The sequence below is a fragment of the Acaryochloris sp. 'Moss Beach' genome (assembly GCF_021497025.1).
GTDB classification, from domain to species: domain Bacteria; phylum Cyanobacteriota; class Cyanobacteriia; order Thermosynechococcales; family Thermosynechococcaceae; genus Acaryochloris; species Acaryochloris marina_A.
The window spans coordinates 551451-566510 of record NZ_CP071717.1 but is presented as its reverse complement, the minus strand read 5'-3'; the positions used below and the strand labels follow the sequence as shown (position 1 = coordinate 566510).

Genomic DNA, 15060 nt, shown 5'->3' with positions numbered 1-15060 from the left:
TCCTCAAGCCCAGGAAATTACCCGGTTAATGGGTTCGGAAATTTTAATTTTTGGCAATTTTCAGTAGTTGCCACATGCATTATAAATGCATAATTTCATAATTGTTTCCAGAATACTTATCTTTTGTTCATAGTGGGGGTAGATTTCCCCATCAACTCTAATTAGAGTGCTGAGTTTATTCTTTGCAAAAAACTAAAAGTCATCGTTTTATGACCAGCCGTTATGGCTTCAGTGACGATTCAGCCTCATCTGTCAAAGGAACCCGTTCGGCAATCCGCAGTTTAGCGGATCGAGAGCGGCTGTTTTCTCTTTTCTCTTGCTCGGAGGCAATCATGGGCTTTTTCGTGATCACCTGCAGTAAAGGATTCTGGCGAAAGTGGATTTTAACAATTCGATCTTCCAGGCTGTGGAAACTGATGATGACAATTCTGCCCCCGGGCTTGAGCCAGGTGGGAGCCAGCTCAATAAATTTCTCTAGGACCTGCAATTCCTGATTGACTGCAATCCGCAGGGCTTGAAAGACTCGGGTCGCTGGGTGGATTCGACGGCGACGCCCTTTAGGAGGGGGCAGTGAAGACGCTACAACCCTTGCCAGATCAGAGGTAGTGTGAAGGGGGCGTTTGGAGACAATTTTCCGGGCAATTCGCCGAGAAAACCGTTCTTCTCCATAGTGGAAGAAAATATCGGCTAAATCCCGCTCTGAATAGGTGTTGATGACATCAGCAGCGGTTAAATCTTGGCTCTGATCCATGCGCATATCTAACTCTGCGTCATGTCGGAAACTAAAGCCACGCTCAGGGCGATCCAGTTGGGCTGAACTGACCCCTAAATCAGCAATAATGCCGTCAAACCGAAGATCCTCCGGATCATAGGTGGAAAAATTTCCTTGCCAAAACCGGATGCGATCGCAATTGTCATGCAACTTAGCCCGCGCAGCATCCAGGGCCTGAATATCTTGATCAAGGGCGATCACCTGAGCCTGGGGACTTTGTTCCAAGATCAAGGCACTATGTCCTCCTCCGCCTACGGTGGCATCCAAATATAAGCCCTGGTCATGCAGCATCAGTCCTTCTATCAGCTCATGGCTTAAGACTGAAATATGGTTAAAGGCGGCAGCGTCTGGTGTCATATATTCCCTTGAATGGAACAAGGTATTGTTCTGTGGTCTGACCTAAACTTCCAGATTGTACCTGTCCCCTGCTCAAGGGAACAGGCTCAACCCGAAATCAACCCTCAGCCTATTTCGCTTCAGAAACTATCATCGGGATATTAAGTAAAAAAATCTGATGATAGAATATTGCAGTTTTAAGTAAAACTGTTTAGAATCGACCCCTGCATAAAGGAGATATTGATAAAAATGACTGGTAGAAACGGGAGAGCAAAAGCTGGAGGCTTCCTCAAGGACTTTGGCGATTTTCTGATGCAAGGGAATGTTGTCGACCTAGCGGTTGCCGTTGTGATTGGCGGGGCCTTCGGCAAGATTATCGGTTCTTTAGTTGAGGATATTATTACCCCAGCCCTTTTAAATCCGGCGATGAAAAAAGCGGGTGTGGATGAATTATCCAAGCTCGCGATAAATGGCATTAAATATGGTTCATTTCTGGCCACAGTGCTGAATTTTATCGTGATCGCTTTTGTAATCTTTCTGTTGATTCGATCTTTTGAACAAGCCCGTAAGAAGATGCAGCGAAAGCAAGAAATGGCAGAAGCAATTACGCCGGATCCTGCAATTGAGGCCAATGAGCGCTTGATCGGTTCCTTAGATCAGCTCAACCAAACCCTACGAGAAAAGAGTTAATCCTGGGGCTGCAGTGCAGTGGTTTCTCCCAGATCTGTAGACCACTGAGACTGCCCATTTCTGCGGGAGCGGGTCAGATGGCTAAAGATCATCTGACCTATGGCTTGAATTAAGTTGCCTTCTACTTCTTTGAACAATTCCATATTGAGCTTAAAGGCAAGGTTGGCTTCATCTACGATGTGGGTGATAGTGCTTTCATCCAGAAGCAAATTATCCAAGGATTGCCGATAGGTAACCTTAAAGGTTTTAGGGTTCTGGATATCTTCAAACTCATAGAAGGCAGTGCCTTGGCCTTGAGGGAGATTCATGCCTCGCTGGGCTAGCTTCTTGAGCAGTTGTCCCCCAGAAAGGTCTCCGAGATACCGTGTATAGCTATGAGCGACTAGCAGGATTGGATCTGCGATCGCAACTTCATGAATCCTGTCAATATAGTGTTGAGTGGCACTAGAAGGGGTGATTGACGTTTGCCATTGAGGCCCCCAGTAGTAACTTAGATCCGTAGCCAAGCTCTGCTGTCGATATAGCGCCGGAAAATAAAGCTGACTTAAAAGTGGATGGTTTTGATGTTGAGTCAGCTGATCTTCTAGGGCGCTATAGACAAAGTGAAAATTTCCTAATAGTTGGCGATAAGACGTTCTTTCAACTACTCCCTTGAGAAAACATTGGATAAAATCTGCATTTTCTGCCAAAGAATGAGATTTTTTCGTCCCTTCTCGCAGCCGGGTCGCCAACTTACCACTCATCAATTTGCAGCCTTTACACGAATCATCATTGGAGTTGGATAAGCAGTGTGAGGTGAAAGAAATTGCCTTTCCGGTTCAGCTTACACAAAATTATGAACTTATTTTGCCCCACAGATCACATTAACCAGACAATTCCATCGTCAGATGCAGGCAGATCATTACGCGCTGATTTTCTCCAAAACGCGTTCAAATTCTCGGAGTTACTTGACTAGGCTATACGTCTGTAACCCTTGGTGGGACAAGCTTGTTAGGTGACTTTCATGTGTGTATTTACTTGCTCATCTGACCTGTATCTTTTATTCCTATGAACTTTATTAAAAGAAATATTTAAGTTGGATCAATCTTTGAAGACTGTGCTACACTCTTATCCCAATACGACTGGAAAAAACTTACTGAATTTATCTACTACTGGTTAGTAGTTTGCAGTAACTCTTTTCCTAGGGTCTGGGGGAAGCTTAATCGTCGGTTGATAGTATTTTGTCTGTTGCATTTAATTGGCTTTGCGCATTTTTGCAGTTTTTTCTGCAATGTTTAGCTAGTGCAGCACAAGTTATCTGATTTGCTCTTGAATTTTATACAAATCATCACTTTCTCTTCTTCTTTGGAGGCTTTTGCGATGTTTTTGCATGGGCAAATCTCTTCTATCGCTGAAGTGAAATAAATTTCAGCCAGTTAGTCAAATCACTAATGGGTTAAAAGTTCTAAGACTTTTTTGATAGTAAATTGATCAAAAACGATCTTGACTCTCACATGGTTGGTTAAGCTGGTTCAATTCTTTTTTATACGCCCTAATAATCTCCTCTCATAGGTAAAACTCGGTTTCTTATTAATACCAATGACAGTATCTCGGTTTACAAAAGATGTTTCTAATTTGAAATCAGCATCGCAAAAGCGATTACTGACTTTTCTGCAAGAAGAGCTAGCACTGCCGAGCGACTCTATTGGCCTTGCTCTTCGCCACCTTGAGCAAGATCCAGGACCGTTACCGATTGTGCTCTGGCAATATGGTTTGATTACTTTGGATCAGCTCAATCAGATTTATGACTGGCTGGAAACCATTTAATCTGCAAGTTTAGGCATTTTGCATGTGGGTTGAGAACAAACCCTAATTCCCTTTAAAGATACGATGGGCAGCCTCTACACCTGCCCCAGCTTGGAATGGATAGTCTAAATCTGCCAAGGCCGCCTCTACGGCCGCAATGGTGGTAACAATATTGCGATCGCAAACATAACCCAAGTGGCCAATCCGAACGAGTTTGCCTCGCATATGGTCTTGGCCTGCAGCAATCACCACCCCGTAGTGCTGCTGTAATTTGAATCGGAGGGTTTCAGGAGCAACCTGATCGGGGGCAATGGCAGTGACAGCCGGGCTAGCCACATGATTGTCAGGAATAAATAGAGGCAGGTCCAAGGCTCGAAGAGCGGCTCGGGTTGCCTGCATCAACCGTTGCTGATGGGCAAACATGGAGAGCAGACCTTCAGCCTTCATCATGGCTAAACTTACCTGTAAGGCAAAGAATAGATTTACAGGCGGGGTAAACGGGGTCGTATTCGCAGCGGCATCCGTGCGGCATTTCCCCAGGTCCAGATAAAACCGAGGAAAGCGAGCCGTTTCATAAGCCTGCCACGCTAAAGAGCTAACACAAACAAACCCCCAAACCAGGCGGCATTCGATATCCTTTCTGGGACGCAGAAACCACCACATCTAGTCCCCACTTATCGACTGGGACTGGACAAATCCCTAAACTGGTGACCGCATCAATCATGCTTAGGGCTCGACCATGGGCTTTGATATGACGGCTAATGGTTTCCAGATCGTTAAGAACCCCGGTGGACGTTTCACTATGGGTCACAATCACCGCTTTGATCTGCTTATCCTGATCGGCTTCTAGATGCTGCCGAAAGACTTCTGGGTCCAAAGCTTTCCCCCAAGGGACCGTAATCCGCTCGGTAATTAGACCAAATTGTTCACAAACATCCGCCCAACGATCGCCAAACTTGCCATTGCATCCCACCAATACCCGATCACCTGGGCTTAAAAAATTAATGATGCCAGCTTCCATGGCCCCGGTGCCGCTGCTGGCTAAGATCAACACATCATTTTGGGTTTGGTGGAGCCATTTTAAATTTGCCGTAATATCAGCCATCAAATCCCGGAAATCCTGACTACGATGACTGATGGGCTGTTGAGCCGAGGCAAATAATACCGATTCGGGCACTGGAGTAGGGCCTGGAATCATCAGCAACAAGGGATTTTCCATAGGGCATTAAGCATTTTCAGAGGGAAACAAACGCTGCCATTTCAGAGTTTGGGTCTGGGGATGATGACGCCAACGCAGCAAGCAGCGAGCGGATTGTCCTGGACCCATGCCGGGTAGCCCTAATGCCTGCCTCGGGGCTTCTGTGGCTAAGGCAATGGCACGCCCCACATAACAAAGATTCCAGTGGACTAGATTTTGCACCCCAGCCAACAGGGATAAGGTGGTTCCCGACAAGGTGCCATCGGAGAGCCGAGCCGTACCGGCCGTCACTTCAATTTGGCGAGAGTCCCAAGGATAAACGCCATCCGGAAGTCCTAACGGTGCTAGAGCATCACTCACTAGAAACAGGCCTTGCTCGGGGCTAGCCTTCAGCATCAGCTTCAGCATCAATGGGTCCACATGTTGACCATCGGCAATAAATCCACACCAGACCTGGGGATGCACCAGCGCTGCTGCCAATAACCCGGGTTGGCGATGGTGCAAGCTAGGCATGGCATTAAAGGCATGGGTCACCATGGTGGCTCCCTGATTAAAGGCCACATCTGCTTCTGCTGCCGTGGCTAGAGAATGGCCGAGACTGACGATAATATTGTGGGATCGCAACCAAGCTACCGCTTCTCCAGACGGCTCCAACTCTGGCGCTAAGGTCATGACCCTAACGCTATCTTTGTAGGGACCTATGACCGCTTGCAGTGTTTCAATACTCAATGGCTGAAGATGTTTTTGGGGATGGGCACCCCGTTTGGTGGCATTCAAGCAGGGGCCTTCCAAATGGACACCTAGAATTTGCGCTTGGTCGCTATCCCCTGGTGACTTCTGAGCAGACAAAGTAGCCAAGGCTTGCTGAAACTTGTCAACCGATGTTGTCACCAGTGTCGGCAAAAAACCGTCAACGCCTTGCTGCCACAGAAACTGGCAAATTTCTTGAAGTTTCGATTGATCGGTGGGCAACAAATCTGGAAAGGCTAGACCTAAGGCACCATTGATCTGCAGGTCAATGCCCCCTAAAGACAGCCAATCACCTTCTAAATCAATTTTTTGTGGGGCTAGAGTGGGGGGTGGGGCATCCATGGGCTGAATGGTTTGAATCACCCCATCTCGGATACTCACTTGCTGTAATCCTGAGTAGCCAGTGACCCGAGCATTCTCTAACTGGCCCTGAAGCGGTAATGCACCCATGGTGTTGGCGGCTCGCTAATTGACCTAAGCCTCTTCCTTTGGCTCAACAGGCGTTAGTTCAATGTGATTGAGCAGGGTGGTCACAAAGGCAAATAGCAAGAAAGGTAATGACAATACCAAAATCAATCCCCCAGTTAAAAAGGCATACATGGGGTTTTGGTACAGGGCAACGGAGGAGGCTAAAGCAATGAAAATCACAATCAACCAAATAATCACCTGGGCATAGATGTCCCCAAAGGTGAGGGTGCAGGAAAAGCGATACCCTTGTAACGGATTCATCGAAGCGTCCTCAAAAAGAATTAGAATTTCTCAATGTTGCAGGTTGTCTAAAATGCTGATGTTCAAGAAACATGCAGATTGCCAGAAGTGATCAAATTTTAGACAAATCCAGATCAAACGTGATGTTTTTAATTAAAAAACAAGACTTGCTGCTCCTGTGAACAGTCCTATTTTAACGTTGTCCCTGTTTTACAAAGGAAAGAAGAGCCCTTGAGTCATCCTGAAGTTGCCATCATTATGGGCAGTGATTCTGATTTACCGACGATGCAAGCTGCGATCTCAGTTTGCGAAGACTTTAAGATCCTCCCCCATGTGGAAATCATTTCCGCCCATCGTACGCCTCACCGCATGGTGGAATTTGCCCAACAGGCCCACCAACAGGGAATACAAGTGATCATTGCTGGTGCCGGGGGCGCAGCTCATCTACCGGGGATGGTGGCAGCTATATCCCCCTTACCCGTGATTGGCGTCCCCGTGGCCAGCCGCCACCTCAAAGGATTGGATTCCCTTTACTCTATTGTCCAAATGCCAGGGGGGATTCCTGTTGCCACCGTCGCCATTGGTAATGCCAAAAATGCCGGTCTATTGGCCATTCAAATATTGGCTGCTCAGCGCCCAGCACTCCAAGAGCAGGTCATCGCCTATCGTCGCTCCCTCTCAGAAATGGTTCAGGACAAACAGGAACAGTTAGCGACAGTTGGTTATCAACAATACCTCAAGGACTATCAAGCAGCCTCCTCCGCAGGCTAAGATTCGATCAGTGTGCCGGATTCAGGAATGGTAAAGCATGCATCCCCTGGGACATTGGCTTGTGAACGCGCTTGGATCAATATTGATCTAAAAGCGCTAGAGAACAATGTTCGCCAAATCAAACAGCAATTGTTGCCCCAAACTGCATTAATGGCTGTCGTCAAAGCAGATGGCTATGGGCATGGTGCAGTGACGGTTGCCCAAACCGCTTTGAAGAATGGTGCGACTTGGTTAGGGGTTGCCACCATTTTGGAGGGAATTGAACTGCGCCAGGCCGAGATCGATGGGCCTATTCTAGTTCTTGGGGCTACCCATACTGTTCAAGAGATAGAAGCTATCGTCCGCTGGCAACTGCAGCCTACCCTATGTAGCCCAGAGCAAGCCCTGACCTTTTCTCGGCATTTGCACCATCCTTTGCCAGTGCATCTCAAAATTGATACGGGTATGTCTCGCTTGGGGCCCATTTGGCAGCAGGGGGCAACCTTTATTGAATTTGTCTCCCGTCTTTCTAATCTCAAGATTGCCAGTATCTATTCCCATTTAGCAACGGCCGATGATGCAGACTCTAGCTTTATGCTGCAGCAGCAAAGTCGATTACAGGACGTCTTAAGCCGTATCCAAGCCCAGGATATTCCCTTACCCAAACTCCATCTCGCCAACTCAGCGGCAACCTTAGCAGGTCCCCAATTTCACTACGACTTGGTCCGAGTGGGATTGGCACTATATGGTTTATATCCTGCGTCCCACTTCCAGCAGACGGTTTCGCTACAACCTGTTATGGAAGTCAAAGCTCGGATTACCCAAATCAAGACTTTACCCGCCGGATCAGGGGTGAGCTATAACCATACCTTCACCACAGAGCATCCTTTAACCGTTGCAGTGGTCGGTATTGGCTATGCCGATGGGGTTCCCCGGTCCCTATCTAACCAAATGGATGTGATGATTCGGGGTCGATTGGCTCCCCAAATTGGAGCCATTACCATGGACCAGCTCATGGTGGATGTCAGTGACTTTCCCCATTTACCGGTAGGAGAGGTGGTCACCCTTTTGGGTCAGGATGGTCCGGCGTCAATCTCTGCTGAAACTTGGGCTGAGGCGCTGGATACGATTTCCTACGAGATTGTCTGTGGATTTAAGCATCGACTCCCTAGAATCTTAGTCAATAGCGATATCCCTCAAGGACATTGAGATCAGTTCTGGTCGCTCATGGTGGAATGACTGAGTCTCTGCCTTAAGGGGCAAATTGCTCCATCGTCACATGTTGAGGATGTTGAGAGATACGCCGTAGCCAATTGCGAACGTTGCTATAAGGCTTGAGGGAGAATCCTCCTTCCGAGGCGACATGGGTATAGGCATATAAGGAGATATCGGCAATGGAATAGTGCTCGTCCACAAAAAAATCTTGCTTTTCAAGATGGCTTTCCATCACATCTAAGGCGGCATATCCCCAGACTCGGCGGGCCTCCAAATCCGCCTGCCGATCAGGCGGTGACCCTAAATAGCGAATGATATATCGAGACGTGGCAATATAAGGCTCATGACTATATTGCTCAAAAAACTGCCATTGCAGTACTTGGGCATGGCCATAGGGATCTATGGGCAAAAAACATGAATCTTGGGCTAAGAAATGAAGGATTGCGTTCGACTCGAACAGCCATCGCCCATCTGGAAGCCCCAATACAGGTACACGACCATTCGGATTCCTTGCTAAAAATTCATTGGTCCGACTTTCGCCATTCAGAATGTCAATATGAACCCAATCATGCTCTATCTCCAGTAGAGACATGAGTAGCTTGACCTTATAGCAGTTACCAGAATATATATCGCCGTATACTTTGAATTGACTCATCACTATATCCGGACGCATAGAACCCTATGACAGCGTAAAGTGCTGGTCAATTAGGAACGAATTGCAATTCTAGCGTTTTATTCGCTTATCTCTCTAAAATCATGTTTATAGGTCAGATAGCATTTGTCTCAATTGTTATTGGGCCAGCCCAGGCATACAAGGGTCAAACAGCAAGAAACTCCTGGATCACCTGATTACTCAGCTCATCGGTTGAACCAGATGCAACGATGCCCCCTTTCTGCATGGCGTAATACCAATCTGCCTGGCGCACAAAGTGAAGATGTTGTTCAACCAAGAGCACAGAGACTCCTGTCGTTTCAACAATCCGTCGCACAGCGGCTTCAATTTCTAGAATAATCGATGGCTGAATGCCTTCTGTGGGTTCATCGAGGACTAACAGGCGCGGCTTTCCCACTAATGCTCTAGCAATGGCTAGCTGCTGCTGTTGGCCACCACTGAGATCTCCTCCCATTCGGCCTAACATACTGGCTAAGACCGGAAAGAGTTGAAAGACCTGTTCGGGGATGGTGTCACTTTTTTTTCGACCTCGGGGTCGAGCCTCTAGTCCTAAAAGTAGGTTTTCCTGGACCGTGAGACTGGGAATAATTTCCCGACCTTGAGGGACATACCCCACCCCCAGACGAGCCCGCTGATCGGAGGTTTTATTCAGGACTGACTGTCCCTCCAACACAATGTTGCCCGTCCGGGGAGACAGCAACCCTAAAATCGTCTTGAGTAAGGTGGTTTTGCCCACGCCATTCCGACCAATGAGGCAAACCATTTTTCCAGGGCCAACGCTCAAATCAACATTGCGGAGAATATGGCTCTCGCCATAGTAAACGTTGAGGTTCGAGATATCCAGTAGAGCCTGGGGGGAGTGAGTCTGGGATGATGCCTGATTAACCATCGTCTTCCTCCGGCTGTCCCAAATAGACTTCAATCACTTGGGGATTCGTTTGTACTTCATTCATGTTGCCTTCAAACAAGACGCTGCCTTGATGTAACACCGTGACTTGTCTGGCAATCTGGCGGACAAATTCCATGTCATGCTCAATCACAATGATTGAGTGGCTTTTGGCCAGGGTGAGCAATAGGTCGCCAACGTTCTCTGTTTCCTCGTCGGTCAGGCCAGCAACGGGCTCATCCACCAGTAGTAAATCGGGGGATTGAGCCACCAACATGCCAATTTCAAGGCGCTGCTTTTCGCCATGGGACAGCAGGGCTGCTGGAATATCTCCCTTTGTCGTTAAGCCAATGGTTTCTAGCAAGCCAGAAACGGTGCGACGTTCTGGTCCTGAAGGGCGTCCCATTAAGGTTGCCAGCACATTTTTATGACGATTGCAGGATAAATCTAAGTTTTCCCGGGGGGTGAGTTGTAAATAGACCCGCGGCGTTTGAAACTTACGACCAATTCCTAGTCGAGAGATATTGTGCTCGGATCTGGCTCGGAGGTTTTTACCTTTGAATAGTGCTCTCCCCGTCGTGGGTTGAACCTTGCCCGTAATCACATCCAAGAAGGTGGTTTTCCCTGCTCCATTGGGGCCAATAATAACCCGCAGCTCTCCTGTCTCCATGCTGAAGTTGAGCTGATTGAGGGCTTTGAATCCTTCAAAGCTGACGGTTACATTTTCAATTTCTAAGATTTTGTCGCTCATACTCCACTTCCGGATCTTCAGACAAACTGGGATAAGTCATCACTCGTCGGGGTCGCCCAATTAAAGATCGAAACAGTTCCTGTCCTTCGTTTCGTAGCCAACCGATAAATCCGCCGGGGAGGACCGTAACCACCACCAAGAACAATGCCCCCTGAAAAAATAGCCAAATTTCTGGGAATTGCTCAGTCAAGATACTTCTAGCAAAATTAACGATCAATGCTCCCAAAATGGCACCAATTAAACTGGCTCTTCCCCCAACCGCGACCCAAATCACCATCTCAATGGAAAAGGCAATATCCATGGTTTTGGGAGAGATAATCCCGGATTGGACGGTATAGAGCGCCCCTGCCATTCCTGCAAGACCGGCTGATACGGCAAATACCAAAACTTTGAATCCCGTTGGATCATATCCAGAAAATCTCACCCGACTTTCGTCGTCCCGAATCGCGATCAGTAACCGACCGAGCCGGCCACTGGTCAACCAACGACAGAGGAAATAGGCCAGTACTAAGAAAAGGACCGTGAGGGTATAGAAAACAGACTGGGCTTGATCTGATCCTGCATAGACCCCAAATATTTTAGTGGTATCGGTTTTAAGGCCATTTGTGCCGTTGATTAGCTTCTGTTGGCTATTAAAAAAGTTAAAGAAGACAATCAGAGATGCTTGGGTAAGGATCGAGAAGTAAACGCCTCGAATACGGTTGCGAAACACTAGGTAGCCTAACAGGCCAGCAATGGTGGCAGGAATAAATACAATTGCCATCAAGGTAAAGGGCAAGGAGTGAAACGGTTGCCAAAACCAGGGAAGCTTATCTACACCAAATAGGGTGAAGAATTCTGGGAGCTGACCTTCTGGGAGTTGGAGCTGTAGAAACATAGCTAGGGCATATCCCCCTAGGGAGAAAAAGATGCCGTGGCCTAAGCTCAGCATCCCGGTGTAGCCCCAGATGAGGTCAATTCCCAAAGCTACAATCGCTAAGGCCATAAAGCGGCCTAGCATATTGATGCGAAATTCTTGACCGATGGCTGTCAGAAATTGAGGAGCCCCAAACAGAATCAGAAGTGCGATCGCAACCACAATCACCCCTTCGATCACCAAAGAGCGTCGGCGCATGGCAGATGAGGACTTTACGGGAGGAGAATCTGTAATCATATGCTGCTTTTAAGCATCTACCATGCGTCCTTTTTGGGGGAATATGCCAGCCGGTCGGAATTGCAAGAACGTAACAATGAGAGCAAAGACAAGGACTTTCGCCATGCTAGCGTTGGCAAAGAACTGTAGAACAGCTGCTAATTGGGGGAACCAGGATACTAGCGGACTCAGGGCATCAGCACCAATCATGTAATTGGCGATGCCGATAGCCATTGCCGCTACAATACTGCCCACTAGCTTGCCAACCCCCCCCACAACAACAACCATAAAGGTATCCACAATATAGTTCTGGCCTGTATTTGGACCCACTGAGCCTAATAAACTGACTGCACAGCCCGCAACCCCTGCCAACCCTGACCCTAAAGCAAAGGTAAGGGCATCCACTCGCTCTGTGGGAATGCCTAAACAAGCACTCATACTCCGATTTTGAGTGACCGCTCGAATACGAAGTCCCCAGGCAGAGCGTTGCAAAAATAGGTACATGCCAAGGATGCAGACGATCGTCAACACCAGGATAAACAAACGAACATAGGGTAGCTGATAGGTACCCAGCTTGATCCCCTTGCGCAGCCAACCTGGGGCAGTAACATCTACATTCTGTGCACCGAACCAAGGTTTGGTCGCTGCTAGCTGATAGGTTTGACCCAGCATGTTACCGGCTGTCCAGGCAATTCCAGCCGAGAGAGGGATTAAAACAGTACGCGCCCAACCCCGGATCTTTTCGACGTTTGGCCTTCGAGAAAGAATGGCCATAGCCCCAAAATAAAGGACACAAAAAACGCCTAATCCCAGCACCATTACCCAGCTCACACTCCGCACAAACTGTCGCAGGATTAAGCTGACGCCCCAGGTAGCCAGTAGTGTCTCTAACGGCCTGCCGTAGAGGTGGCGAATCACCCCTTTTTCAAGAATTAGCCCCAATAAAGCAGTAACGAAGAAAGCACAGATCAATGCCACAAAAATGTAGGCACCGAACCAAGGTTGACCAAAGGACTTAAAGGCATTCTGGACAACGAATGTTGTATAGGCACCGATCATCATCAATTCCCCATGGGCCATGTTGATCACACCCATGAGGCCAAAAACAATGGCAAGGCCCAATGCCGCTAAAAGCAGCACTGAGCCTATGCTGATGCCATCAAACAAACCATCCAATAACGAAGTGAGCAAAGCATCTCCTCATGGTTAAAAGGTTGTTGATAACGTTAGGCGAGGCTTAGATCTTATATTTCTCGCCTTTATTGGGATCAGACCAATCACAGGCATATCCCTTGGTGTCTTTCACAAACTGGTTCCAAGCAATGGGTTCCACAGGACCATCGGTGGAATTGACAATTTCAAAGAGACCATCCTCTCCAATCTTGCCGATTCTCACTGTCTTGGAAATATGGTGATTGCCCGCAACCTTAACAGGACCATTCGGTGCTGCAAATTCTTGGCCAATCGCAGCAGCTCTTACTTTCTCTAGATCATCAGCAGTACCTGCTTCCTCTACAGCCTGCTTCCATAGATACACCATGATGTAAGACGCTTCCATGGGGTCATTAACGACCCGATCCTCACCATATTCCTTCTTGAAAGCTTCTACAAACTTTTTGCTTTCAGGAGAATCAACGGTTTGGAAGTAATTCCAAGCCGCATAGTGATCTTTGAGGTATTCAACACCAATGGCCTTCACCTCTTCTTCAGCAATACTGACTGACATAGAGGGGTATTTATCTGGGCCTAGCCCTTTACCTTGCAATTGCTTAAAGAAGGCAACATTCGTATCGCCATTCAGGCTGTTATAAATGACACCACCCTCAGGGAGGGCAGCTTGGATTTTGGCAATGACAGGAGTGACATCCGTACTACCCAGTTGGATATATTCTTCACCCACATGCTTACCACCCTTCGCTTCTAGCTGAGCTTTGATGATGGTGTTAGCAGTACGGGGGAAAACGTAGTCAGACCCCACTAAAAAGAAAGGCTTGCCCTTGTATTCTTCCAGCAGCCAATCAACAGAAGGCTCGATTTGCTGGTTAGGTGCTGCGCCCGTATAGAAAATGTTCTTGGAGCATTCTTGGCCTTCATATTGAACGGGATACCACAGCATATGGTCTTTGGACTCAAATACAGGCTTGACCGCTTTTCTACTGGCAGAGGTCCAGCAACCAAAGACGGTCACGACCTTGTCTTGTTCAATCAGCTTTTTCGCTTTTTCTGAGAACTTATCCCAGTCAGACTGACCATCTTCCGTAATGGCCTCGATCTGCTTCCCTAAGACGCCTCCTGCTGCATTAATTTCTTTAATGGCTAATTTCTCAGCGTCTACAACACTTTTCTCGCTGATTGCCATGGTGCCACTCAAAGAGTGGAGAATCCCCACCTTGATGGTGTCACCGGAAGGACTACCACCATCTGTGCTTCCACTGTCCTGACTACCGGGTGTACAGGCTTTGAGCAGCACACTCCCTGAAGCGACGGAACCCATAATTAGGAATTCGCGCCGACCAAATCCTCTGGCCATAAACCGATTCACTCCACAAAACAAAGTAACTTGATAAATACAGACATGTTTATTGATTAACAGATTGCTAGCATCACATGTCTAGGTGGTCAATTTTTTCTCAATCTCCGAAGAAACAGTTTCGATCTTCCCCCTAATTCAGTTGCTTTGGTCTTTGATTAGCACAATATAAATGATTGCTGATTCCTGGCAACATGACCTGTAACAGAAAATACTAGAGATTTAACCTGTAAGAAAAATGTTATCTCTGATACAGAAAATCTGCTATTCTTCCTATTTATGAAATAAGTCATCGCCTATAACCCTTGCTCTGTAAAGACTAGGAAGATTTATTGTTTTTTATTAACAAAAAGTTAAATTCCAAGGTTTTTCCTGGCGTTAGAACATAGTCACTAAAGCCATTGAGTATCGCTATAAAGCTCAACATCTGCTAATACTAGCTAAACACCTAATTTGGTTTTTTTTTAGAATAAATTGCCCATTTGGAGTATACTCACATACCTCTATTGATACTCAAGTTCGGCTAAGATATCTTCTCTTCAGCTTGTCTATTACTCGCCACTATCATGAGGAATTCACAAATTTCTTTGATCTCAAGCTAATAATTGAGAAATATCTTCAATAATTAATGCAATTCTATTTTTAGCTTTGAAGTTCCGTTGAGAAATATTCTTTTCATAGCTCTAAAGAAAATCTTTGGCAAGGCTGACAATATGTGATATATGAAGTGAGTTTTTATAATGAAATTACTCAACGCCCTCAAAATATATCGCCAAAGTTCACTTATTCAAGCACTCATATATTTCTTGGGTATCAGTCTTTTTAGATTCTAAGAAGTCACAAGTTTAATTGTTCTTTAATTTGTATTGTATTTTACAAAAAAA

At 46.9% G+C, this 15060-nt stretch carries 14 protein-coding genes and 1 pseudogene; 4 read left to right on the top strand and 11 right to left on the bottom strand.

Translation table 11 applies throughout. The annotated features are described in order from the left end of the window. Positions 1-220: 220 nt before the first annotated feature. The gene (gene rsmH / locus HRE53_RS02680; RefSeq protein WP_235108965.1) at positions 221-1129 is read right to left on the bottom strand and encodes a 16S rRNA (cytosine(1402)-N(4))-methyltransferase RsmH; all 909 of its coding nucleotides are present in this window, start codon (positions 1127-1129) and stop codon (positions 221-223) included. Between the two features lie 228 nt (positions 1130-1357). Here rsmH and mscL point away from each other — a divergent pair, with 228 nt between their 5' ends. Beyond that, the gene (mscL, locus tag HRE53_RS02675) at positions 1358-1798 is read left to right on the top strand and encodes a large conductance mechanosensitive channel protein MscL (protein ID WP_212662101.1); all 441 of its coding nucleotides are present in this window, start codon (positions 1358-1360) and stop codon (positions 1796-1798) included. Here mscL and HRE53_RS02670 read toward each other — a convergent pair. Beyond that, entirely contained in the window at positions 1795-2541 is a 747-nt protein-coding gene (locus tag HRE53_RS02670) for a heme oxygenase (biliverdin-producing) (RefSeq protein ID WP_235108964.1), read from the bottom strand. The genes mscL and HRE53_RS02670 overlap by 4 nt on opposite strands. 835 nt (positions 2542-3376) lie before the next feature. Between HRE53_RS02670 and HRE53_RS02665 the strand changes: the two genes are divergently transcribed. Continuing rightward, positions 3377-3604, top strand: a complete 228-nt coding sequence (locus HRE53_RS02665) for a DUF2949 domain-containing protein (RefSeq protein WP_212662099.1) — start codon at positions 3377-3379, stop codon at positions 3602-3604. Positions 3605-3646: 42 nt separating this feature from the next. Here the strand turns inward: HRE53_RS02665 and HRE53_RS02660 are convergent. From HRE53_RS02660 to HRE53_RS02650, 3 genes and pseudogenes are all read right to left on the bottom strand, one after another. Beyond that, positions 3647-4802, bottom strand: a pseudogene (locus tag HRE53_RS02660) (pyridoxal-phosphate-dependent aminotransferase family protein). Between the two features lie 6 nt (positions 4803-4808). Next, positions 4809-5981, bottom strand: coding sequence for an N-acetylglucosamine-6-phosphate deacetylase (gene nagA / locus HRE53_RS02655; RefSeq protein WP_235108963.1), 1173 nt, complete (start codon positions 5979-5981; stop codon positions 4809-4811). A gap of 24 nt (positions 5982-6005) precedes the next feature. Beyond that, a complete protein-coding gene (locus HRE53_RS02650; RefSeq protein WP_235108962.1) occupies positions 6006-6260 on the bottom strand; it encodes a hypothetical protein in 255 nt (84 codons plus the stop codon). A gap of 210 nt (positions 6261-6470) precedes the next feature. Here HRE53_RS02650 and purE point away from each other — a divergent pair, with 210 nt between their 5' ends. Further along, entirely contained in the window at positions 6471-7010 is a 540-nt protein-coding gene (gene purE / locus HRE53_RS02645; protein ID WP_255801157.1) for a 5-(carboxyamino)imidazole ribonucleotide mutase, read from the top strand. 27 nt (positions 7011-7037) lie between these two features. Beyond that, complete coding sequence (gene alr / locus HRE53_RS02640; protein ID WP_235108961.1) at positions 7038-8198, top strand: alanine racemase; 1161 nt, start codon at positions 7038-7040, stop codon at positions 8196-8198. A gap of 43 nt (positions 8199-8241) precedes the next feature. Here the strand turns inward: alr and HRE53_RS02635 are convergent, their stop codons facing one another. The 6 genes from HRE53_RS02635 to urtA form a co-directional block, all read right to left on the bottom strand. Further along, the gene (locus HRE53_RS02635) at positions 8242-8859 is read right to left on the bottom strand and encodes a glutathione S-transferase family protein (protein WP_212662094.1); all 618 of its coding nucleotides are present in this window, start codon (positions 8857-8859) and stop codon (positions 8242-8244) included. 163 nt (positions 8860-9022) lie between these two features. Then, positions 9023-9766, bottom strand: coding sequence for an urea ABC transporter ATP-binding subunit UrtE (gene urtE / locus HRE53_RS02630; protein WP_212662093.1), 744 nt, complete (start codon positions 9764-9766; stop codon positions 9023-9025). Continuing rightward, on the bottom strand, positions 9759-10514 hold the full coding sequence (urtD, locus tag HRE53_RS02625) for an urea ABC transporter ATP-binding protein UrtD (RefSeq protein ID WP_235108960.1): 756 nt from the start codon (positions 10512-10514) through the stop codon (positions 9759-9761). The genes urtE and urtD overlap by 8 nt, the downstream gene beginning before the upstream one ends. Further along, positions 10489-11667: an urea ABC transporter permease subunit UrtC gene (gene urtC, locus HRE53_RS02620; protein WP_235108959.1), complete on the bottom strand. Its 1179-nt coding sequence runs from the start codon at positions 11665-11667 to the stop codon at positions 10489-10491. The genes urtD and urtC overlap by 26 nt, the downstream gene beginning before the upstream one ends. A 9-nt stretch (positions 11668-11676) precedes the next feature. After that, complete coding sequence (gene urtB, locus HRE53_RS02615) at positions 11677-12837, bottom strand: urea ABC transporter permease subunit UrtB (protein WP_235108958.1); 1161 nt, start codon at positions 12835-12837, stop codon at positions 11677-11679. 46 nt (positions 12838-12883) lie between these two features. Continuing rightward, complete coding sequence (gene urtA, locus HRE53_RS02610) at positions 12884-14176, bottom strand: urea ABC transporter substrate-binding protein (protein WP_212662089.1); 1293 nt, start codon at positions 14174-14176, stop codon at positions 12884-12886. Positions 14177-15060: the final 884 nt, after the last annotated feature.

Bases quoted from the DNA above. Each gene is read 5' to 3' on its own strand.
- rsmH (WP_235108965.1), bottom strand. From the start codon at position 1,129: ATGACACCAGACGCTGCCGCCTTTAACCATATTTCAGTCTTAAGCCAT.
- mscL (WP_212662101.1), top strand. From the start codon at position 1,358: ATGACTGGTAGAAACGGGAGAGCAAAAGCTGGAGGCTTCCTCAAGGAC.
- HRE53_RS02670 (WP_235108964.1), bottom strand. From the start codon at position 2,541: ATGAGTGGTAAGTTGGCGACCCGGCTGCGAGAAGGGACGAAAAAATCT.
- HRE53_RS02665 (WP_212662099.1), top strand. From the start codon at position 3,377: ATGACAGTATCTCGGTTTACAAAAGATGTTTCTAATTTGAAATCAGCA.
- nagA (WP_235108963.1), bottom strand. From the start codon at position 5,981: ATGGGTGCATTACCGCTTCAGGGCCAGTTAGAGAATGCTCGGGTCACT.
- HRE53_RS02650 (WP_235108962.1), bottom strand. From the start codon at position 6,260: ATGAATCCGTTACAAGGGTATCGCTTTTCCTGCACCCTCACCTTTGGG.
- alr (WP_235108961.1), top strand. From the start codon at position 7,038: ATGGTAAAGCATGCATCCCCTGGGACATTGGCTTGTGAACGCGCTTGG.
- HRE53_RS02635 (WP_212662094.1), bottom strand. From the start codon at position 8,859: ATGAGTCAATTCAAAGTATACGGCGATATATATTCTGGTAACTGCTAT.
- urtE (WP_212662093.1), bottom strand. From the start codon at position 9,766: ATGGTTAATCAGGCATCATCCCAGACTCACTCCCCCCAGGCTCTACTG.
- urtD (WP_235108960.1), bottom strand. From the start codon at position 10,514: ATGAGCGACAAAATCTTAGAAATTGAAAATGTAACCGTCAGCTTTGAA.
- urtC (WP_235108959.1), bottom strand. From the start codon at position 11,667: ATGATTACAGATTCTCCTCCCGTAAAGTCCTCATCTGCCATGCGCCGA.
- urtA (WP_212662089.1), bottom strand. From the start codon at position 14,176: ATGGCCAGAGGATTTGGTCGGCGCGAATTCCTAATTATGGGTTCCGTC.